The 20,554-nt window shown below is 74.3% G+C and carries 18 protein-coding genes, 6 tRNA genes and 1 pseudogene; 16 read left to right on the plus strand and 9 right to left on the minus strand.

All coding sequences use genetic code 11. The annotated features are described in order from the left end of the window. Positions 1-83 precede the first annotated feature (83 nt). The 5 genes from AC5WAM_RS33680 (at position 84) to AC5WAM_RS33700 (ending at position 9,229) form a co-directional block, all read left to right on the plus strand. Positions 84-731 (plus strand): GNAT family N-acetyltransferase, encoded by a 648-nt coding sequence (locus tag AC5WAM_RS33680; protein WP_366789755.1) that lies wholly within the window; start codon positions 84-86, stop codon positions 729-731. Between the two features lie 239 nt (positions 732-970). Beyond that, a complete protein-coding gene (cbiE, locus tag AC5WAM_RS33685; protein WP_495519837.1) occupies positions 971-2,182 on the plus strand; it encodes a precorrin-6y C5,15-methyltransferase (decarboxylating) subunit CbiE in 1,212 nt (403 codons plus the stop codon). A 313-nt stretch (positions 2,183-2,495) separates the two neighbouring features. Then, complete coding sequence (gene cobT, locus AC5WAM_RS33690) at positions 2,496-6,848, plus strand: nicotinate-nucleotide--dimethylbenzimidazole phosphoribosyltransferase (protein ID WP_495519838.1); 4,353 nt, start codon at positions 2,496-2,498, stop codon at positions 6,846-6,848. Positions 6,849-7,008: 160 nt separating this feature from the next. Then, on the plus strand, positions 7,009-8,331 hold the full coding sequence (cobA, locus tag AC5WAM_RS33695; RefSeq protein ID WP_366789757.1) for a uroporphyrinogen-III C-methyltransferase: 1,323 nt from the start codon (positions 7,009-7,011) through the stop codon (positions 8,329-8,331). A gap of 70 nt (positions 8,332-8,401) precedes the next feature. Further along, positions 8,402-9,229 (plus strand): TrmH family RNA methyltransferase, encoded by an 828-nt coding sequence (locus tag AC5WAM_RS33700; protein WP_366789758.1) that lies wholly within the window; start codon positions 8,402-8,404, stop codon positions 9,227-9,229. A gap of 57 nt (positions 9,230-9,286) precedes the next feature. On the opposite strand, the gene AC5WAM_RS33705 is transcribed toward AC5WAM_RS33700, so the two are convergent. Beyond that, positions 9,287-10,612, minus strand: a complete 1,326-nt coding sequence (locus AC5WAM_RS33705) for a serine/threonine-protein kinase (protein ID WP_495523697.1) — start codon at positions 10,610-10,612, stop codon at positions 9,287-9,289. 196 nt (positions 10,613-10,808) lie between these two features. Between AC5WAM_RS33705 and AC5WAM_RS33710 the strand changes: the two genes are divergently transcribed. From AC5WAM_RS33710 to AC5WAM_RS33725, 4 genes are all read left to right on the plus strand, one after another. Further along, a complete protein-coding gene (locus AC5WAM_RS33710) occupies positions 10,809-11,075 on the plus strand; it encodes a DUF8836 family protein (protein ID WP_242715608.1) in 267 nt (88 codons plus the stop codon). Positions 11,076-11,298: 223 nt separating this feature from the next. After that, positions 11,299-11,502 (plus strand): hypothetical protein, encoded by a 204-nt coding sequence (locus AC5WAM_RS33715; RefSeq protein ID WP_366789760.1) that lies wholly within the window; start codon positions 11,299-11,301, stop codon positions 11,500-11,502. Positions 11,503-11,996: 494 nt separating this feature from the next. Continuing rightward, positions 11,997-12,950 (plus strand): phosphotransferase family protein, encoded by a 954-nt coding sequence (locus tag AC5WAM_RS33720; RefSeq protein ID WP_495519839.1) that lies wholly within the window; start codon positions 11,997-11,999, stop codon positions 12,948-12,950. A 69-nt stretch (positions 12,951-13,019) separates the two neighbouring features. Next, positions 13,020-13,334, plus strand: a complete 315-nt coding sequence (locus AC5WAM_RS33725; RefSeq protein ID WP_366789761.1) for a TFIIB-type zinc ribbon-containing protein — start codon at positions 13,020-13,022, stop codon at positions 13,332-13,334. Between the two features lie 119 nt (positions 13,335-13,453). Here the strand turns inward: AC5WAM_RS33725 and AC5WAM_RS33730 are convergent. The 5 genes from AC5WAM_RS33730 to AC5WAM_RS33750 form a co-directional block, all read right to left on the minus strand. Continuing rightward, a tRNA-Val gene (locus tag AC5WAM_RS33730) sits at positions 13,454-13,528 on the minus strand. A gap of 43 nt (positions 13,529-13,571) precedes the next feature. Further along, positions 13,572-13,643: transfer RNA gene (locus AC5WAM_RS33735), tRNA-Val, on the minus strand. 52 nt (positions 13,644-13,695) lie between these two features. Continuing rightward, positions 13,696-13,767 (minus strand) — tRNA-Val (locus AC5WAM_RS33740). Position 13,768: 1 nt separating this feature from the next. After that, positions 13,769-13,842, minus strand: a tRNA-Cys gene (locus AC5WAM_RS33745). Positions 13,843-13,882: 40 nt separating this feature from the next. Next, positions 13,883-13,955 (minus strand) — tRNA-Gly (locus tag AC5WAM_RS33750). 156 nt (positions 13,956-14,111) lie between these two features. Between AC5WAM_RS33750 and AC5WAM_RS33755 the strand changes: the two genes are divergently transcribed. The 3 genes from AC5WAM_RS33755 (at position 14,112) to AC5WAM_RS33765 (ending at position 16,863) form a co-directional block, all read left to right on the plus strand. After that, complete coding sequence (locus AC5WAM_RS33755) at positions 14,112-15,155, plus strand: chorismate-binding protein (protein WP_495519840.1); 1,044 nt, start codon at positions 14,112-14,114, stop codon at positions 15,153-15,155. After that, positions 15,152-15,973, plus strand: coding sequence for an aminotransferase class IV (locus tag AC5WAM_RS33760; RefSeq protein WP_495519841.1), 822 nt, complete (start codon positions 15,152-15,154; stop codon positions 15,971-15,973). Before AC5WAM_RS33755 ends, AC5WAM_RS33760 begins: the two co-directional genes overlap by 4 nt. A 65-nt stretch (positions 15,974-16,038) precedes the next feature. Beyond that, the gene (locus tag AC5WAM_RS33765; RefSeq protein WP_495519842.1) at positions 16,039-16,863 is read left to right on the plus strand and encodes a GNAT family N-acetyltransferase; all 825 of its coding nucleotides are present in this window, start codon (positions 16,039-16,041) and stop codon (positions 16,861-16,863) included. A gap of 79 nt (positions 16,864-16,942) precedes the next feature. On the opposite strand, the gene AC5WAM_RS33770 is transcribed toward AC5WAM_RS33765, so the two are convergent. Further along, positions 16,943-17,464 (minus strand): DsbA family protein, encoded by a 522-nt coding sequence (locus tag AC5WAM_RS33770; RefSeq protein WP_172387605.1) that lies wholly within the window; start codon positions 17,462-17,464, stop codon positions 16,943-16,945. A 185-nt stretch (positions 17,465-17,649) separates the two neighbouring features. On the opposite strand from AC5WAM_RS33770, the gene AC5WAM_RS33775 reads away from it, so the two are divergent. Both AC5WAM_RS33775 and AC5WAM_RS33780 read left to right on the plus strand, forming a co-directional pair. Further along, entirely contained in the window at positions 17,650-18,087 is a 438-nt protein-coding gene (locus AC5WAM_RS33775) for a hypothetical protein (protein ID WP_366789765.1), read from the plus strand. Between the two features lie 206 nt (positions 18,088-18,293). Next, positions 18,294-18,464 (plus strand): hypothetical protein, encoded by a 171-nt coding sequence (locus tag AC5WAM_RS33780; protein ID WP_170316395.1) that lies wholly within the window; start codon positions 18,294-18,296, stop codon positions 18,462-18,464. Positions 18,465-18,551: 87 nt separating this feature from the next. Here AC5WAM_RS33780 and AC5WAM_RS33785 read toward each other — a convergent pair. Both AC5WAM_RS33785 and AC5WAM_RS33790 read right to left on the minus strand, forming a co-directional pair. Continuing rightward, positions 18,552-19,124, minus strand: a pseudogene (locus AC5WAM_RS33785) (CGNR zinc finger domain-containing protein); the annotation flags it as partial. 207 nt (positions 19,125-19,331) lie between these two features. Further along, positions 19,332-19,745: an SsgA family sporulation/cell division regulator gene (locus tag AC5WAM_RS33790; RefSeq protein WP_003959770.1), complete on the minus strand. Its 414-nt coding sequence runs from the start codon at positions 19,743-19,745 to the stop codon at positions 19,332-19,334. Positions 19,746-19,936: 191 nt separating this feature from the next. Between AC5WAM_RS33790 and AC5WAM_RS33795 the strand changes: the two genes are divergently transcribed. Further along, positions 19,937-20,383 carry a TIGR02611 family protein gene (locus AC5WAM_RS33795; protein ID WP_366789766.1) on the plus strand — a complete coding sequence of 149 codons (447 nt, stop codon included), beginning with the start codon at positions 19,937-19,939 and terminating at the stop codon, positions 20,381-20,383. Positions 20,384-20,479: 96 nt separating this feature from the next. Further along, a tRNA-Val gene (locus tag AC5WAM_RS33800) sits at positions 20,480-20,551 on the plus strand. Positions 20,552-20,554 lie beyond the last annotated feature (3 nt).

Below are 20,554 nucleotides of genomic sequence, written 5' to 3' on the forward strand. Positions count from 1 at the left end.
TGAACACTTCAGCAGGTCTGAAGGTCCCCCAGGGCCACGACGGTTCACGGAGCGACAGGCCCATGAAGGTTACGGAGCGGCGCATGACTACAGCCTCCAGGGGCTCCTCGGGGTTTCCCGACATCTCCATCAGCACGGAGCGCCTTGTGCTGCGCCCTCTCGACGAGGCCGACGTCCCCGCGTACGCGGAGATGATGAACGACGAGCTCGTCACCGCCTGGACCGCCGCGCCCCAGCCGTACACCGAGGCGGACGCGCGCGCCTGGATCACCGAGCTCGCCCCGGCCGAGCGGGCCGCGGGGCGCGGCATCTCCCTCGCCGTCACCGAGTTCCTCACCCAGCGCCTGGTCGGCACCGTCCAGCTGCGCCGCACGGACTGGCGGGTGCGCTCCACCGAGCTCAACTACGTGACCGCGCCCTGGGCCCGCGGCGAGGGCTACGCGTCCGAGGCCGCGCTCGCCACCGCCCAGTGGCTCTTCCACGACCAGAAGTTCGAGCGCATCGAGCTGCGCACCGCCGCCGACAACACCGCCGCGCAGCAGGTCGCGCAGAAGATCGGCTGCATCAGCGAGGGCGTCCTGCGCGGCGCCTGGATAGCGCGGGTCAGAAACGGCGGCGACCCCCTCGGCGGCTGGATCGACCTGCGCACCGACCTCATCGTGTGGAGCCTCCTGCCGGAGGACCTGGAAGGCGCCCCGGAACATCTGACGGCGTTCTCCGACTGGAACTAGCGCCCCGGGCGGCGTGGGCGGATCCCTCGGCCCGCGGCCTCGTCCTCAAGCGCCGCACGGGCTGGATCTCGCCGCGGCACCGTCGGCGGCCGTCCGCGGCCGGGTGCCACTGGCGCCCCCTTACGGAGTCTTCGGCGGTCGCCCCGCGTCTTCGGCAGGGCGTCACCAGGTACGCTCCCACCGGGCCGCACCCATCGGCCTCCCATCCGACGACCCGCGATCCCAGGAGACAGACGACGATGGCCGACCGGGTCACGGTGATCGGCTGGGACGGCTCGCCACTGACCACCGCGGCACGCTCCGCCCTCGGCGCCGCGACACTCGTGGCGGGCGCCGCCCACCACCTCGCACTCCCCGAGGTCCCCCCGACCGCCGAGCGCATCCGCCTCGGCAGCGTCGGCCTCGCCGCCCGCCGCATCGCCGCCCACCGCGGCACGGCGGTCGTCCTCGCGGACGGCGACCCCGGTTTCTTCGGCGTCGTCCGCACCCTGCGCGCCCCGGAGTTCGGCCTGGAGGTCGAGGTCGTCCCCGCCGTCTCCGCCGTCGCCCAGGCCTTCGCCCGCGCCGGCATGCCCTGGGACGACGCCCAGGTCGTGGTCGCCCACCGGCGCACGCTGCGCCGCGCCGTGAACGTCTGCCGCGCGCACCGCAAGGTCGCCGTGCTCACCTCGCCCGGCGCCGGGCCCGCGGAGCTCGGGCTGCTCCTCGAAGGCGTCCACCGCACCTTCGTCGTCTGCGAGGAGCTCGGCACCGCGCGCGAGCGGGTCTCCGTCGTCACCTCCGACAAGGCGGCCGACCACACCTGGCGCGACCCCAACGTCGTCATCGTCATGGGCGGCCACGTCGCCCACGACAGCGGCTGGATCGCGGGCCGCGACCCCGGTACGGACCCACGCGGCTGGGCCCTGCCCGCCGCCGCGTACGGCGGTGAGCACGAGCTCGGCGAGGGCGAGACCGATCGCATCCGCGCCGCCCAACTCGCCCGCCTCGGCCCCCGCGTGGGCGACCTGGTGTGGGACATCGGCTGCGGCAGCGGCGCGTTCGCGGCGGAGGCCGCGCGGTTCGGCGCCGCCGTCATCGCGGTGGACCGCGACCCGGACGCCTGCGCCCGCGCCACGGCCGTCGCACGCCGCTTCGGGGTACCCGCTCACGTCGTGCACGGCACCGCGCCGCACGTCCTGGAAAGCCTCCCCGAGCCCGACGTCGTACGCGTCGGGGGCGGGGGAGCGGCCGTGGTGTCCGCCGCCGCCGACCGGCGCCCGGAGCGCATCGTCACCCACGCCCCCACCCGCGACGCCGCCGAACTCCTCGGCCGGAACCTGTCGGAGCACGGATACGCCGTCGAGTGCGCCCTCCTGCAGTCCGTCGAACTCGACACCCGCGCCTGGACGGAGCGGAAGCGGAGCGTCGTCTTCCTGCTCTCCGGGCTGCTCCTCGACCGCACCGCGTGACCCTGGCGGCCCTCCTACCGCGCCGTGCGCGGTAGGCTGGCCGATCGTTGTACCGCACCCGGGTGTCCGGCGATTCCTTGCTCAATGTCCGGAAAGCTCGCCCGTTTTGGGGGGTGCGTGTGGTACGGCGGGACCGCTGGACGCGCGACGTGGCGCAGTCCACAGCGGACCGTGGCCGATCACGCTGCCGCGGTGGCGGAGCAACCGCGACAATGCCTTGTGGTCCGAACGCGGCGCGTTGCCGCGCGGCTCGCGAGCTCGTTGTGGATGACGGGCGGTCACAGAAGGACTAACCGATGGGCGAGGGGTACGCATGACCGACACCGGCCAGGTCCCGGGCGAGGGGCTGCCGGAGAGCGCAGGCATGGTGGAGCAGTCGGGCGTCCCCGCGCCGGGCCCCTACACCTTCCTCGATCCCTCCGAGCATCCCGCCGAGGACGACGACCTGCTGCTGATGCCGGGTGCCCAGGGCGCGTGGAGCGAGGCGCAGGCCGCGCAGCCGGGCATCGCGCAGCAGCAGCCGACCGGACCGCAGGCCGCCCCGGCGCCCGTGCGGCCGGCCGGACCCCAGGGCGTGTCCCAGGCAGTGCCGCAGGGCGGCGCGCCGGGCGTGCCCGCCCAGCCGGGCGCGGTGTCGGCGCAGTTCGCGCAGGCGCAGGGCGCCCCCGCGGCGTTCGGCCAGGCGGCCGCGGTCGCGGTGCCCGTCGGGCAGGCAGCGCAGCCCGGGGCGGTCGGCCAGGCCACGGCGGAGCAGGTACCGGCAGGTCAGGCCCAGGCCGACCAGGCGCACGTGCCCATGCAGGCAGTCCAGGCGCAGCCCGCCGCGGCCCCGACCCCCTTCGCCCAGGAGCAGGCCGCGCACCAGCCCGGACCGCACGACGCGCACCAGCCCGGACCGCACGAGACGGCGGGCCGTGACAGCGGCTCCGTCGACCTGACCGGCGTCCCGCTGCCCTCGGGCCCCGGGCACACCCCGGCCTCGCACCACGGGAGCTCCCGCCGCCCGCTGCACCGCGGCCCGGCCGCGCCCGCCGTCCCCGACGGCGCCGCGAGGCCCGTGCTCTCGCTCGCCGACCGAGGCCCCGCGGGCAGCGGTCCGAACGCCGTGCCGGTGCGTCGGCCGGGCCCGCCCACCAGCGGTCCCGAGTACCTGGACGTCCCGCGCGAGGACACCGGCGCCCTGCCAGGACCGCAGCTCGGCGAGATCCCGCCGCAGGGCGCGATGCCCTGGGGTGCGGAGCCCCAGCAGGCCCCGGTCGTACCGTCGCAGAACCCCCAGGGGACGCCTGCAGAAACGGTCGTCCCAGACGTCACCGAGGCCCCGGAGACCCCGGGTGCCCCGGCCGTCCCGACCGCCTCCCAGGCCCCGACGGCTCCGGCAGCCCCGGCAGCCCCGGCGGCCCTGGTGGTCACGGACTCCTCGGACGGCACTGACGCCACGGACATCCCGAGCACCCCGAGTGCCACGGACACCCCGAGTGCCTCGGACGTCACAGACACCACGGACGCAACAGACGCCGCAGACACCTCGCAGGTCACGGACGCGGCCACTGCCAACGTCACGGACGCCTCCAGCGCTTCCGCGGTGACAGAGGCCTCCGACGGCACGGACACCGCTGTCGTCACAGAAGCCACCCCCGCACCGGAGAACGCGTCCGTGGCGGACCAGCCGTCCGCCGTGGACGCCGCCCCGGAGCCGGTCGAGGCATCGGGCGCGGCCGGTGACGCGGTGGCGCCCGAGGGCGCGCAGCAGATGCCGTCGGCGCGCATCGTGGACCCCGCGCAGGCGGAAGGCGCCGAAGCCGTCGCCCTCGCCTCCGATGCCCCGGACGCAGCCGTTCCGCACGCCCCCGGCGCGGACGCGCCGGCGCATTCCGCCGTCCCTGACCCCGCAGCGGCGGCATCCGGCCAGGACGCCGCGGACGCCCCGGCCGAGACCGCCGCGGCCGCGGACCTTGTCGAGGGGCCGGTCGCCGACGGCGTGTCCGACGCCGCCGAAGCCGTCACCGTCCGGGTCGCGCCGGGCGCCCCGGTGCCGCACGCGCTGCCCGTCGTCGACGACCAGGGCGTCCCGGTCCCGTTCGCCGACGCGCCGCCACCGGGCCCGCCGGCCGCGCAGCCCGAGGCCGCCGCCGTCACCCCGCAGGCCCCCGACGCCGCCCAGCCGTGGCCCGAGGCAGGCGCGCAGCTGCCCCCGGCCGTCCCCGGCCAGGACGCCCAAGTGCCCCCGCCGCTGGGTCAGTTCGTACCGGTCGAGGGCTCGGTGCCGACCACCCCGCACCTGGCGCCGACGCCTCCGCGACCGCTCGCCGTGCCTCCGGAGTACTTCGCTCCGCAGCAGCCCGACGAGATGGCCGCGCAGGAGCCGCCCGCCGCTCCGGCCCCGGACGCCGGGCCCCAGGGGGCCGTACCGGACGCCGCCGCGTCCCCCGCTCCCGTGCCGGCGGCCCAGCTGCCGGACGCCGAGGAGGCCGTGCCGCAGGAGTGGCCCGTCCCCGAGGCCGCCGCCCCCGAGGCCGCCCCCGTCACCGGGGCGCACGCCGAGCCCGGGGAGCAGCCCGTACCCACCGTGCCCGCACCCCGCGACGGCGACCGGCCCACCGCCGCTCCCGCCGCCACCGCGGCACCCGCACCCGTCGCCGTGACGGACGGCCAGCTGCCGCCCGCCCAGGAGACGACCGACCCCGACGAGCCGATGCACGCACCTCACCCGGCCGAACCGACCGACCCCGCCGCCCCGGCCGACGAGTCCCCGGCACCCGACCTCGCCGCCCCCACGGGCCCCGAGGAAGCCACCGGCCTGCCCGAACCCCTCGTGGCGGGCACCGAAGGCCCCGAGGACCTCACCGCCCCGGCGGCCCACGACGAGGCCGACCTCGCTGAGCCCCTCCCGGCCGACTCCGCGGTGCCGGTCGAGCCCGTGCCCCCGCTCGACCCGCCCGCCCCGGGCTACGCCGACGCCGAGCGCGAGGCCGTCCTGCGCGTGATGCGCGAGCGCCGCGACATCCGCAACGGCTTCCGCAGCGACCCCATCCCGCACGAGGTGCTGCTCCGCGTCCTGGAGGCGGCCCACACCGCGCCCTCCGTGGGCCACTCCCAGCCCTGGGACTTCGTGGTCATCCGCTCCGCCGAGACCCGCAGGACCATGCACGAACTGGCCCAGCGCCAGCGCGAGGCCTATGCGAAGTCGCTGCCCAAGGGCCGCGCCAAGCAGTTCAAGGAACTGAAGATCGAGGCCATCCTCGACACCCCGGTGAACATCGTCGTCACCGCCGACCCCACCCGCGGCGGCCGCCACACCCTGGGCCGCCACACCCAGCCGCAGATGGCCCCGTACTCCTCCGCGCTCGCGGTGGAGAACCTGTGGCTCGCGGCCCGCGCCGAGGGCCTCGGCGTCGGCTGGGTCAGCTTCTTCGACGAGCGCGAGATGGTCCGCACCCTGGACCTGCCGGAGCACCTGGAGGTCGTGGCGTACCTCTGCGTCGGCTACGTCGACGAGTTCCCCGAGGAGCCCGAGCTGATGCAGGCGGGCTGGTCGAAGCGCCGCCCGCTGTCGTGGGTCGTCCACGAGGAGACGTACGGCCGCCGCGCGCTGCCCGGCGAGGACCCGCACGACCTGCTCGCCGAGACCGTCGGCAACATCCGCCCGCTGGACGCCAAGGCGCTCGGCGAGGCCTGGGAGCGCCAGAAACGCATGACCAAGCCCGCGGGGGCGCTGGGCATGCTGGAGATCATCTCCGCGCAGCTGTCCGGCCTGTCCCGGATGTGCCCGCCGCCGATCCCGGAGCCGGCCGCCGTCGCGATCTTCGCGGGCGACCACGGCGTGCACGCCCAGGGCGTCACGGCCTGGCCGCAGGAGGTGACCGGGCAGATGGTCGCCAACTTCCTGGGCGGCGGCGCGGTCTGCAACGCCTTCGCCACCCAGGTCGGCGCCGAGGTCTGCGTCATCGACGTCGGCGTGGCCAGCGAGCTCCCGGCGACCCCCGGCCTGCTGCCGCGCAAGATCAGGCCCGGCACGGCCGACATGACCACGGGCCCGGCCCTGACCCGCGACGAGGTCAAGGCCGCCGTGGAGGTCGGCATCGAGACGGCCCGCGACCTGGTCGCGGCGGGCAACAAGGCCCTCCTGACCGGCGAGATGGGCATCGCCAACACCACCGCGTCCGCGGCCCTGATCTCCGTCTACACGGACCAGGACCCCCTTGAGGTCACCGGCCGGGGCACCGGCATCAACGACGAGATGCACGCCCGCAAGGTCGAGGTCGTCCGCCGCGCCCTGGAACTGCACCAGCCGGACCCGGCCGACCCCATCGGCGTCCTCGCGGCCATCGGCGGCCTGGAGCACGCGGCGATGGTCGGCCTGCTCCTCGGCGGCGCCTCCCTGCGCACCCCGGTGATCCTGGACGGCGTCAGCGCGGGCGCGGCCGCCCTGGTGGCCCGGGCCATCGCGCCCGAGGTCCTCGCCGCCTGCATCGCGGGCCACCGCAGCGCCGAGCCCGGCCACGTGGCCGCCCTCAACAAGCTCGGCCTGCGCCCCCTGGTGGACCTGGACCTCCGCCTGGGCGAGGGCACCGGCGCCCTCCTGGCCCTGCCGATCGTCCAGAGCGCGGCACGGGCGATGCACGAGGTGGCCACGTTCGACTCGGCGGGCGTGACGGAGAAGTAGCGCGGCACCGGGGCGGGACGGGCGACGGGCAGGCCCCGGCGCCCGTCCCGCCCCTGCCCCGCCCCCGCCGTACGCTGAAGCCACCTCTAAAATCCGCACGTCAGGGCCGCTCCAGAGCAGTAGCGCCCACCCTCCTGCCCCGACGAGGAGCCGCACCGCCATGGCCGTACACCCCGCCTACCCCGTAGGCCTCCGCCTCACCGGCCGCCGCGTCGTGGTCCTCGGCGCGGGACAGGTGGCCCAGCGCCGTCTCCCCGCCCTCGTCGCGGCGGGCGCCGACGTCCACCTCGTCTCGCCGTCCGCCACCCCGTCGGTGGAGGCGATGGCGACCGGAGGCGAGATCACCTGGCACCGGCGCAGGTACGAGGAGGGCGACCTCACCGGCGCCTGGTACGCCCTGATCTCCACCAGCGACCCCGACGCCAACACCCGGGCCTCGGCCGAGGGGGAGCGCAACCGCGTCTGGTGCGTCCGCTCCGACGACGCCGACGAGGCCACCGCCTGGACCCCCGCCACCGGCCACAGCGCGGGCGTGACCATCGCCGTCCTCACCACGGACGCCAAGGAGCGCGACCCCCGCCACACCGCCGCCGTCCGCGACGCCGTGGTGGAGGGCCTGCGCGACGGCACCCTCGTGGCCCCGCACCACCGCGCCCAGGCCCGGGCCCACGGCGCCGCCCCCACCGGCGGGACACCGCCCACCGGTGCCGTCTCCCTCGTCGGCGGCGGCCCCGGCGACCCGGACCTGATCACGGTCCGCGGCCGCAGGCTCCTGGCCGAGGCGGACGTGGTCATCGCCGACCGCCTGGGCCCGCGCGACCTGCTCGCCGAGCTGCCCCCGCACGTCGAGGTGATCGACGCGGCGAAGATCCCGTACGGCCGCTTCATGGCCCAGGAGGCCATCAACAACGCTCTGATCGAGCACGCCAAGCAGGGCAGGACCGTCGTCCGTCTCAAGGGCGGCGACCCCTACGTCTTCGGCCGCGGCATGGAGGAGCTCCAGGCCCTGGCCGAAGCGGGCATCCCCTGCACGGTGGTCCCCGGCATCTCCAGCTCGATCTCGGTGCCGAGCGCCGCGGGCATCCCGGTCACGCACCGGGGCGTGGCCCATGAGTTCACCGTGGTCAGCGGGCACGTGGCCCCCGACGACGAGCGCTCCCTCGTCGACTGGCCCGCCCTGGCCAAGCTGCGCGGCACCCTCGTCATCCTCATGGGCGTCGACAAGATCGGCAAGATCGCCGAGGCGCTGACCGCCCACGGCAAGCCCGCCGACACCCCCGTCGCCCTCATCCAGGAGGGCACGACGGCCGCCCAGCGCCGCGTCGACGCCACCCTGGCGACGGTCGCCGACGCGGTGCGCACCCACGAGGTGAGGCCCCCGGCGGTCATCGTCGTCGGCGACGTGGTGGCCGTGGCCGCCACCGGAACGGCGGACGCCGGAGCGCGCCCCGAGACCCCCCACCACGAGCCCCGGAACCCGTAACCGTAACCATCGGTAACGGAACACCCCCGCAGCCGTTGGCACCACTCCCTGGACAAGGCAGTATCACCCTGTGGCCGATCTCAGCAGCATCGAAACCATCGAGGACCCGGACGACCCGCGCCTGCGCGACTACACCGGCCTGACCGACGTCGAGCTGCGCCGCAAGCGCGAGCCCGCCGAGGGCCTGTTCATCGCCGAGGGCGAGAAGGTGATCCGGCGCGCCAAGCTCGCGGGCTACGAGATGCGGTCGATGCTGCTCTCCGCCAAGTGGGTCGACGTCATGCGCGACGTCATCGACGAGGTGCCCGCCCCGGTCTACGCGGTCAGCCCCGAGCTGGCCGAGCGGGTCACCGGCTACCACGTGCACCGCGGCGCCCTCGCCTCCATGCAGCGCAAGCCGCTGCCCACGGCCGGGGAACTCCTGCGGACCCACCGCCGCGTGGTGGTGATGGAGGCCGTGAACGACCACACGAACATCGGCGCGATCTTCCGCTCGGCCGCCGCCCTCGGCATGGACGCCGTCCTGCTCTCCCCGGACTGCGCCGACCCCCTCTACCGCCGTTCCGTGAAGGTCTCCATGGGCGCGGTCTTCTCCGTGCCGTACGCCCGACTGGAGTCCTGGCCCAAGGGCCTGGAAGGGGTGCGCGAAGCGGGTTACGACCTGCTCGCCCTGACCCCCGACGAGAAGGCCAAGACCCTCGACGAGGTCGCCCCCCACCGCATGGAGCGCGTCGCCCTGATGCTCGGCGCGGAGGGCGAGGGCCTGTCCCGGCAGGCCCTGGTCGCCGCCGACGAATGGGTGCGCATCCCGATGGCGCACGGCGTCGACTCCCTGAACGTGGGCGCGGCGGCCGCGGTGGCCTTCTACGCCGTGGCGACGGGCCGCCCCGCGCCCTGACCCGCCGACGGGCCCCCGGAGCCGAGCGTCAGGTCTGGGGACTCGCCGCCCCGGCGGTCACGAACCGCTGTCGTGCGGCTGGCGCACGTCGCTGACGCCCTGCTCCTGGCGGACGTCGCCGAGCCCGCGCGTGGGCCCCTGGCAGCCCTGAGCGGCCGCGATCCCCAGGGCCACGAGCAGCGTCACCACCACGAACACGAAGAGCCGCTGCCGCAGGAGCCGGGGGTTGGCGGGCCGCAGCCGCGTACCGGTGGTGCGCGGCCCCTGCCGCCCGGTGCCGCTGCGCGGTCCCTGCCTGCTGCCGGTGGAGCCCCGGGTGCCGCGCGGCGCGGACGGCCGCGAGCCGCCGGTCCGCGAGCCACCGGTCTTCGAGCCGCCCGTACGCGGATCGCCGTCGCGGAAGCCACCCGTCCGGGACGGGCCGGTGCGCGGCGGGGGAGTCCCCGGCGCAGCGCGGCGCTGCGTGCGCTGGTCGGCGTACTCGGCGGCGAGGCGGCCCGTCGGGCGCTCGTGCTGCTCCTGGCGCGGCGCGGGCGGCCGCACGTCGCTGAGGCCCTGCGCCTCGCGGGCCGCGATCTCCTTGAGCCGCAGCGACAGTTGGAGCGTGCTGGGACGTTCCTCCGGGTCCTTGGCGAGACAGGCCCGCAGCAGCGGCGCGAGCGCGTCCGGCACGCCGCGCAGCTGGGCCTCCTCGTGGACGACCCGGTAGAGCATGACCTCGGAACTGCCGTGCCCGAAGGGTGAGTCCGCCATCGACGCGTACGCCAGGGTCGCCCCGAGCGCGAAGACGTCCGTGGCGGGCGTGACCGCGGCGCCGCGCACCTGCTCGGGCGCCAGGAAGCCGGGCGAGCCGACGGCCGTGCCGACGTGCGTCAGGGTCGAGGCGCCGGTGGCCCAGGCGATCCCGAAGTCGATGATCCGCGGCCCCTTCGGGGACAACAGGATGTTCGACGGCTTGAGGTCCCGGTGCACCACACCGGCCTCGTGCACGGCGACGAGCCCCTCGGAGAGCGCGGAGCCGACGACGGCGACCTCGGCGGCGGACAGCGGCCCTTCGGCGGCGACCTTGTCGTGCAGCGAGGGACCGGGCACGTACTGCGTGGCGAACCAGGGCCGGTCGGCATCCAGATCGGCGGCGACGAGCCGGGCGGTGCACCCGCCGCGGATGCGCCGGGCGGCCGAGACCTCCCGCGCGAAGCGCGAACGGAACTCCTGGTCCTCGGCCAGATCGGGCCGGATCACCTTCAGCGCCACACGCTGCCCGCGACGGTCGGAGCCCAGATAGACGACACCCATCCCGCCGGCGCCCAGCCGCCTGTGCAGCCTGAACGAGCCGACGACACGCGGGTCCTCGCGCCTCAGGCGCATCATCGCCATGTTCATCCCCGCTGCCCGGTCCGTCTGACGAGCCACAGCTTACGTTTCCACGGCCCGGGCCGTGCAGAGGCCGCGCCCTCACGGGCCGATCGATTGTCAGTGCCCGGTGCGAAACTTGAAAAGTGGTCAGGTGGCGCGCGCCCAGGGCTCATCGCCGTCACCCGCACCCCCAACCACCCACCGTCGAAGGGGGATTGATCCCGTGAAGGGTGATCGCGTGGAGATAGTCGTGGACGCCGGGGACACGACGCGTACGTACGAAGTGGTGGCGAGCCGGGCGGGCCGTCGTGTGGAGACCGCCGTCCGCAGAGGAGTGGTCGAAGTGAGCGAAGTCACCCGCAGCGGCTCCGTCGTGCGCACCGCCCGGTTCATGGCGACCCGCGTCCTGGCCCTGGTCGAGCAGCCGGTCCCGAGAGAGGACAGCTCCGAGCGAATCGGACGTCCCCTCAGGGAAGACCCTGAGTCCTAGGACGGACCTAGGTCTCCATCTCCACCCACGGGAGTACTTGTGTGACGAGCGGTCATCCTCCGGGAGGCCCGCCAATCGGTACGAGGGCATGACGTGCGCCGCGCCCCACGCGCCTAAATTTGAGGTCAAGCGGCGGGTGCAGCACTCGTCCCCCGAGGTCAGACACCCGCCGCTGCCCATGAACCTCCATGCACAACAACAAAGTCAGGAAGGGAGAGCGGCCATGGCGGACACCGCGCCGCGGACCATGATCCGCACACGGGGACGCAGGCTCTCCACCCTGGGCGTCCGGCCTTCCGGAACGCGCCACCCACTGGTGGCCACGCTCATGGTTCTCCCCCTGGCAGCACTGCTGATCGTCGCCTTCGGCGGCTGGGACGCAGTGCTCACACAAGCGTCGTCCGTGGGCGAGATGCTGGGGCGCTGAGCGGCGCCCCAGGCCCGGAAGAGCGGTCCGGGCGGGGACATCCGGCCATGAAACCCCGTGGGGACGGGGGTGCGGCGGACGGCACACAGCCCGCGCAGCTGGGGAGCTGCGCGGGCTGTTCTTTTCCCCCTGACTCTTCTCCCCGGCCTCTTGGCCTCTTCTTCCCGGCCTGATCCCCACGGCCCTCACTCCCCGGTCCGCGTGCCGCCCTCCGGTCTGCGTGCCCCCCCCGGGTCTGCGTCCTCCCCGGTCCGCGTGCCGCCTCTCCGGTCTGCGCGCCGCGGGCTTCCTCTCCCCGCTTCACGTGCGCCTTCGCCGCTCAGCGCACGAGGTCTCCCCCCGCCGTACGAACCGCCGTACGAGCCGCAGGCCGGGCCCGGCAGGCGGCAACCCCCTGGCCACGGCCATGGCCAGAGGGCAGGGCAGGACCGGGGCGCGCCCGCGCGGCCCCACCCCGTACGCTCACGGCACACCCGCACCCTCCCAGGACCTCCGTGACCCTCCTCCCCGCCCTGGCCGCCCACGCCGAGCGACGGGCCCACGCCCCCGCCCGGCACGCCTGCCCCTGCGCCCCGCCCGCCGCCGTCCTGGCCGACCGGCCCGACGCCACCGTCGTCCGGCACGCCGACACCGTGGCCAAGGCCCACGCCCCCGGCACCCCCGAGCGCCCCCTGGCCGCCCGCCTGGCCACCGCGGCCCTCCCCGCCCTCGCGGACACCCTGCTCGCTCCGCTGGACCCGCGCCCCGCGCTCCTGCACGGCCGCCTCGTCACGCTCTGGCCGCACGGCACGCCCGTCGACCGGGACGACCCGGACGCCGCCCCCTGGGAGGGGGTCGCCACCCTCCTGGCCCGGCTGCACCGCACCCCGCCCGCCCGGCTGCCCTCCGGCCTGCCTCGCATGCGGGGCCCGGAGAAGGCGGCCCGGGCCGTCGCGCGCCTGCGCGCGGCCACCGCACGGGCCCCGCACCCGGGCGCGCCCGCCGTCGAGGGCGCCTGGGCGGCCCTGCCCCCCTGGGCCCGGGCCGAGGCTCCGCCGCTGGGCCCGCCGTCGCTGTGCCACGGCGATCTGCACCTGGGCCAGCTCGTGCGCGCGCCCGACGGCCGCTGGCTGCTGATCGACATCGACGACCTGGGCCTCGGCGACCCGGCCTGGGACCTGGCGCGCCCGGCCGCCTGGTACGCCTGCGGCCTGCTCGGCGCGGGGGAGTGGACGCGGTTCCTGGACGCCTACCGCGCGGCGGGCGGCCCGGCCGTCCCCACCGGCGGCGACCCGTGGCCCGTGCTCGACGTCCCGGCCCGCGCGCTGACCGTGCAGACGGCCGCGCTCGCGATCACCAAGGCGCGGGCGGGGGGCCGTGACCTGGACGAGGTGGAGCGGGACGTCGTCGACGCCTGCCGCCGGATGGCCGCCCTCCCTCCCGATCCGGCGCCGATCGGCCCGAAGTAGGGTGCAACGCACCGAAGCCGGGCAGACATCCGGCGAACCTGTCACGACCGGCTAGGAGTTGAGCCGCCCATGCACTGTCCCAAGTGCCACGCAGCGATGCACACGTACAACCGCAACGGCGTTCAGATCGAGCAGTGCAGCGGCTGCCGCGGGATATTCCTCGACTACGGCGAGCTGGAGGCCCTGACGCGTCTGGAGGGCCAGTGGAGCGGCCACCAGGCCCCGCCCGTGCCGCCCGCCACGCCCCAGGGCTACCCGGCCGCGCCCGCCCCCGCCTGGGGCGCCCCGCACCACGGTGGTCACCACGAGTACCACGGCGGCCACCACGAGCACCACGGTCACAAGCGGCACAAGAGCTTCGGCCACATGCTGTTCTCGTCCTGAATCCGGTCCCGCCCGGCACGGGCCGACGTGGCCCCGCCGGGCGGGAGCGCCGCCGTCCGCCGCGCGGCGCACGCACGACGAAGCCCCCGGCCGAGGAACGGCCGGGGGCTTCGTGGAGGTGGTGCGCGATACTGGGATTGAACCAGTGACCTCTTCCGTGTCAGGGAAGCGCTCTCCCGCTGAGCTAATCGCGCGGGACCATCAGCGAGTGTATACCCGCAGGTGGTAGGTGCTGCGTGCGCGATACTGGGATTGAACCAGTGACCTCTTCCGTGTCAGGGAAGCGCTCTCCCGCTGAGCTAATCGCGCGGGGAAACCTCGGTGACCGAAGACCCGAGGGCCTCATGATCAGAGATTCCAGTGGACGATACTGGGATTGAACCAGTGACCTCTTCCGTGTCAGGGAAGCGCTCTCCCGCTGAGCTAATCGTCCTTGGAGGTGGAGACGGGATTTGAACCCGTGTAGACGGCTTTGCAGGCCGTTGCCTCGCCTCTCGGCCACTCCACCAGGAGTACGGGGTTTCGGGAAGATCCCCCGCGTTCCTGCGAGCGGACGACCAGGTTCGAACTGGCGACCTCAACCTTGGCAAGGTTGCGCTCTACCAACTGAGCTACGTCCGCTTGTCTTTCCCGGTCCGCTTGCGCGTCCCGGCGACGTGTTGAACTCTAGCGGATTCCCGGGCCAGTACAAAAACGCGTTTGCGCAGCGTGCTGCGCTGCCGCCCTGGTCACCCGCGTCCGGGGCGCCGCAGAAGCGCCGGTCATAGACTCGCAGCCGTGCACGACCTGCCTCCCCTGGCCCGCTTCGGCGGCCTTGTCGCGACCGATCTGCGCGACGTGACCAGCGACCCTTCCGCCCTGGACGGCAGCGGCTTCTGGGCCGTCTGCGCGGACTTCGAGGGCCGTCTGGTGTGCGCCCGCTTCGGGCGGGTGCGCGAGGAGCCGGTGCCCGCCCCGGTGCCCGGCGCCTGGCACGGCCCGGCCGCCGGTGACTGGACGTCCTCCCTCGACCGCGCCGCGTACACGGACGGCGTACGCCGGATCCGCGCGCACATCGCGGCCGGGGACGTCTACCAGGCGAACCTCTGCCGGGTCCTGTCCGCGCCCGTCCCGGACGACGCCGACATCGACGCGCTGACCGCCCTCCTCGCGCGCGGGAACCCCGCTCCGTACGCCGGAACGATTCGTCTGCCCGCGCACGGCGTGGAGGTCGCCACCGCCTCGCCCGAGCTGTTCCTGCGCCGCGCGGGCGGTGCCGTCGAGTCGGGCCCGATCAAGGGCACCGGGCGGACCGAGGCGGACCTCCTGGACAAGGACTACGCCGAGAACGTGATGATCGTGGACCTCGTCCGCAACGACCTCGGACGGGTCTGCGCCACCGGCACCGTGACCGTGCCCGAACTGTGCGTCGTCGAGAAGCACCCGGGCCTGGTCCACCTCGTCTCCACCGTCCGCGGTGCGCTGCGGCCCGGGGCGGGCTGGCCGGAGCTCCTGGACGCGGCCTTCCCGCCCGGCTCCGTCACCGGCGCCCCCAAGTCCAGCGCCCTGCGGATCATCGACGCCCTGGAGACGGCGCCCCGCGGCCCCTACTGCGGTGGCGTCGGCTGGGTCGACGCCGACCGGGGCACGGGCGAGCTGGCCGTCGGCATCCGCACGTTCTGGATCGACCGCGCCGACGGCGTCCTGCGGTTCGGCACGGGCGCCGGCATCACCTGGGGCTCCGACCCCGAGGGGGAGTGGCGCGAGACCGAGCTGAAGGCCGAGCGGCTGCTGGCGGTAGCGTCGGGAACGTACGAACCAACGGGAGGGACCCCTTCGTGAAGATATGGCTCAACGGCGGCCTGCACGACCTCGACACCGCGCGCGTCTCCGTCCTCGACCACGGCCTGACCGTCGGCGACGGCATCTTCGAGACGGTGAAGGCGGTCGCCGGACGGCCCTTCGCGCTCACCCGCCACCTCGACCGGCTCGCCCGCTCGGCGCGCGGCCTCGGCCTGCCCGAGCCGGACCTGGACGAGGTCCGCAGGGCCTGCGCCGCCGTCCTCGACGCCAACCCCATGGCCCTCGGCCGTCTGCGCATCACCTACACCGGCGGCCTCTCCCCGCTCGGCTCCGACCGCGGCGACCACGGCCCGACCCTCGTCGTCGCCCTCGGCGAGACCGCGCGCAGGCCCGACACCACCGCCGTGATCACGGTCCCGTGGACCCGCAACGAACGCGGCGCCCTGACCGGCCTGAAGACCACCTCGTACGCGGAGAACGTGCTCGCGCTCGCCCGCGCCACCGAACAGGGCGCGAGCGAGGCACTGTTCGCGAACACCGTGGGGCGGCTGTGCGAGGGCACGGGCTCCAACGTCTTCGTCGTCCTCGGCGGCGAGATCCACACCCCGCCGGTGGCCTCCGGCTGCCTCGCGGGCATCACGCGCGCGCTGGCCGTCGAGTGGACCGGCGCGCACGAGACCGACCTGCCGTTCGACGTCCTGGACCGGGCCGAGGAGGTCTTCCTCACCTCCACGCTGCGTGACGTGCAGGCCGTCCACCGCGTCGACGGCCGCGACCTGCCCGGCGCCCCCGGCCCGGTGACCGCCAAGGCCATGCGGGTCTTCGACGAGCGCGCCGCCGACGACCTGGACCCGTGAGGGACCGGCCCGGCCGACGGGAAAAACAGATGACGCGGGGGCGCGGGATGGGTACAACTCCCGTGATGACCACGACTCTGCGGCCGGCCGGGCCGCTCCAGCAGAGCACTGACGGCACGAAGTCACGCACGTACGACGTGTGCGTGAACAGCCGCCCCGTCGGCCGGATCCAGCTGGCCACGCACCCCCTCTTCGGCCCGCGCGTCGCCGAGATCCTGGACCTGCGGATCGACGAGCGGGACCGCCGCCGCGGCCGCGGCACGGTGGCGGCCCTCGCCGCCGAGGAGGTGGCGCGCGGCTGGGGCTGCGCCCGCATCGAGCTCAAGGTGCTCGCGGCCGCCCCGGGCGCGCTGGACCTCGCCACCGCGCTCGGCTACGTGGAGCGCAACCGCAACATGTCCAAGCCGCTGCCCCCGGCGCCGCCCGCCCTGCCCGACGGGGTGCGGGCCAGGCCGATGACGGACGCGGAGTTCCGGGACTGGACGGCGCACACGACGGAGGCCTACGCCCGCGACTGGATCGAGCGCGGCGTCCCCGAGGCCGAGGCCCGCGACAAGGTGGCGCGGGACCAGGCGCGCCTCCTGCCCGACGGCCTGGCGACGCCCGGCACCCGGCTGAGCGTCCTGACCGAGGCGGACGCGACGGTGGGCACGCTGTGGACCGCCGACCGCGACGACGCGACCTTCGTGTACGACGTCGAGGTCCGCGAGGAGCACCGCGGCCGCGGCCACGGCCGGTCGCTCATGCTCCTCGCCGAACGGCAGTGCCGGGAGGCGGGCAGGACCCGCATCGGCCTGAACGTGTTCGCGGGCAACACCCCGGCGCTGCGCCTGTACGAGTCGCTCGGCTACGAACCGGACGCGTACTTCCTGTACAAGCCGCTGCTCTGACCCCTGCGGGCGGGCGCTCCGGCCTGCCGTACCCGCTCCGGCCCGCCGCGCCCGCCCGCGCGGTCGGAGCCGGCCCGTGTCAGCCCTGCGCGAGCAGACGGTCGGTGATCTCCTCGACGCGCTCGCGCAGGCCGTCCTGGCTCTTGCCGCCGTCCAGGCGCTCACCGCCCACCACGTACGTCGGCGTCCCGGTGACCCCGATGGCCTTGCCCTCGGCCTGGTCGGCGTCCACGATCAGGATGTGCCGCCCGTCCACCAGGGCGGTGTCGAACTCCTCGGCGTCCAGGCCGAGTTCCCGCGCCACCTCCACCAGGAAGGGTTCTCCCTTACGGTCCAGGTCCTCGACCCGGGCCAGGACCGCCTCGACGTACTCCCAGCCCTTGCCCTGCTCCACGGCCTCCTCGGCGGCCTGCGCGGCGGCGAAGGAGTGCCGGTGCTTCTCCAGCGGGAAGTGGCGCAGACGCAGCTCGGCGCGGTCGCCGTAGCGCTCCCGCAGGGCGCGCACGTCGTCCAGGGCGGTGCGGCAGTCGGGACACTGCAGCTCGCACCAGACCTCGATGACGACGGGGCTGGCGGGGCCGGTGGGGGAAGAGTCGTTCATGCGCACAGTCTCCCAGGCGACCGCCCGCCGACCGGCACCTGGGGAGGAGGCCCGACCCGGATATCTCCCTGATGTCCTCGTACGACATGGCTACGAGCCCCCGGCCAGGTGCAGGATGGAAGGGACAAGCGTGACCACACCGTGCCCGCGCGACCGCACCACACCCGCACGCCTGGAGGACCGGGATGATTGCCGAGACCATCTGCTCCGCCGTAGCCGCGGCCGGCCTTGGCATAGCCGCCGTCACCGCGTACCGCAAGCGTTTCCTCGCCGCGGCCCGCCTCGCGGCGTACGCCCTGGTCCCGCTCGGCCTGGTCATGACGGGCGCCGTCGAATGGGCGGCCGAGACCGCCTTCAGCCCGGTCGCCTGGGCGGGCTTCGGCGTCCTCGGCGCGGCCTGGCTGCTGTTCATGGGCACGCGCTCGGCGGAGCGCCGCTCCGGAGGCACCCGCAAGGAGCGCAAGGCAGCGGCCAAGGCGGCCCAGCGCGACGCGGTCGCCCCCGCGGCCTCGGCCCCCTCCCTCGGCGCGGGCGCGCGGCCCGCGGCCAAGCCGCAGAAGGCGGCGGCCCCCGCGGAGGACTTCAGCGACATCGAGGCGATCCTCAAGAAGCACGGCATATGAGCCGAAGCCAGACACACGGCGGCTGACTCGAGCGGCTCGCGCGCCGGGCGTCACCCTGTGGGGTCGCCGGTTCGAGCGTATCCACGGACACCGCTCGCAGGTACGCCACACCGGGCCCACCAAGGTCACGAAATGCGGCGAACTGCCGCTGTGATCGTGCGTGTTGGTCAGCACGGGTGTGCGCGCTGCGCCATCATCACCGCGAGATGCTGGACACCACCACACAGAGCGAACCCGCCCCGCCCGACGGGCACGGAACCGCCGACGAGCCGCGAGGCTGCCTCTTCGCCCTCTCCCAGCCCCCGCTGATGATCTTCCTGGCGGTGATCGGCTGCCTCTTGCTCATGGCCTCACTGCACGACCTGTTCCTGCTGTAGTTCCCGTCCCAGAGGCTCCCGCTCCAGGCTTTCGCGCTCCAGCTCGCCCCGCCCCGGGGCGTCGCCCTCCGGTGCGCCCTGCTCCTGGCCCGCCGCCTCCCGGCGCCGGGCCCGGTAGGCGGCGACGTGCAGCCGGTTGCCGCAGGTGCGGCTGTCGCAGTAGCGGCGCGAGCGGTTCCGGGACAGGTCGATGAAGGCGCGGCGGCAGTCCGGCGCCTCGCAGCGCCGCAGCCGCTCCTGCTCGCCCGCGACGACGAAGAAGGCGAGGGCCATCCCGCAGTCCGCCGCCAGGTGGTCCGCGACGGAGGCGCCCGGGGCGAAGTAGTGCACGTGCCAGTCGTAGCCGTCGTGATCGGTCAGCCGCGGCGTGGTGCCCGCGGCGGCCACCAGCTCGTTCAGGAGGGACGCCGCGAGGTGCGCCTCGGTGGCCGCGAAGACCTCCGCGAAGCGGCTGCGGATGCGGTGCACGGCCGCCAGGTCCCGCTCCGTGAGCACGCCGACGTCACTGATGGAGTGGTTGCGTACGAACGTGTGCAGGGCCGCGACGTCCGCCAGGCCCTCGGCGTTGCCACCGCCCCCGTCGTCCGGGTCGTCCGGCGCGGAGTTCACCAGATCGACCACGGCGTCGAGCGCGCACCTGGTGTCATGGGTGATCAGCACGATTCGCTCCCTGGCCTGATGAGGGTCGGGCGGGCGCCCGCCTGATGCTGGCCGATGCTAGCGGCTCACGCCGTGCACGCCACGGCGCCGGAGCCGCGGAGTTCCGCGGCACCGGCGCCGGTGTCTGCTGTGCCTGCTATGTCGTTGTCGTACCCACGCCGTCTCCCCGAGTCGGACGGCGCGTGGGCGGCTCCCGGACGGGCCGGACTAGCTTTCGGCCAAAATGTGCGAGAGCTCCGTGTCGAGATCGAAGTGACGATGTTCGGTGCCGGGCGGCACGGCCGCGTCGGTCCGCTTCAGGAACGATTCCAGGGCCCGCGCCGGGGCTTCGAGCAGGGCCTCACCCTCGGGAGAGCTCAGGGCGATGCAGACGACGCCCTGACCGTGGCTGCGGGACGGCCAGACACGGACGTCGCCGGTGCCGGTGGGCCGGTGCAGGCCCTCGGCGAGGAGGTCGCGGGCGAACACCCACTCGACGGTCTCCTCGGCTCCGGTGTGGAAGGTGGCGTGCACGGCATAGGGATCGGCCGTGTCATACCGCAGTCCTGCGGGTACAGGCAGTGAGGACTCGCTCGACACAACGAGGCGCAGGTGCAGCTCGCAGCTGACCGTGGTGTTCATAAGCGCCAAGGCCTTTCGCTCAGTGTGCGCTCGGGGATTCGCACGTCGGCGAAATCGACATGCCACCTACGGTGCCGTTGTAAACCCCTCTGAGAGTTTTGGGTGTCTTTAGGTGGCTCGTATGGCGGACTGTCCGATTGGTTCGTACGGCCATTCCGGTGACGGGTTTCCGTCCGGTAGGGTTTGGCGGCATGAATACGGGGAGTAACGAGCCGCCGGTGGCCCAGGCGACCGAGGGCGCGGCGGGCGAGACCAAGCCCGAGAAGCCCTTCGGGTCGCGGGCGCCCGAGTTCGTCAAGGCGCGCCGCGCACTGCACCTGAGCTGGCAGGTCGGCGTCTTCATCGTCGGGCTCGCGGTCGTGGTGGTGGGCATCATCATGCTGCCGCTGCCAGGGCCCGGCTGGGTGGTGATCTTCTGCGGCATGGCGATCTGGGCGACCGAGTTCGTCTGGGCGCAGCTGGTGCTCCGCTGGACGAAACGGAAGGTCACCGAGGCGGCACAGCGCGCACTCGACCCCAAGGTGCGCCGCCGCAACATCACCCTCACGGTGATCGGCCTGGTGATCGTCGGCGCCCTCGCCGGGGTCTACCTCTGGAAGTACGGCCTCGAGATGCCCTGGAAGATCAACGATCAGTGAGCGGCGCCCCGGCGGGCTCCGCGAGCCCGCCGGGGACGTGCTCGGTCAGCTGGTCACAAGCACCCTCTGACATGGGGTAATGTTCTCTCTGCGCCCGGGCGATTAGCTCAGTGGGAGAGCGCTTCGTTCACACCGAAGAGGTCACTGGTTCGAACCCAGTATCGCCCACCC

This window comes from Streptomyces sp. JLYT201 (assembly GCF_059448825.1).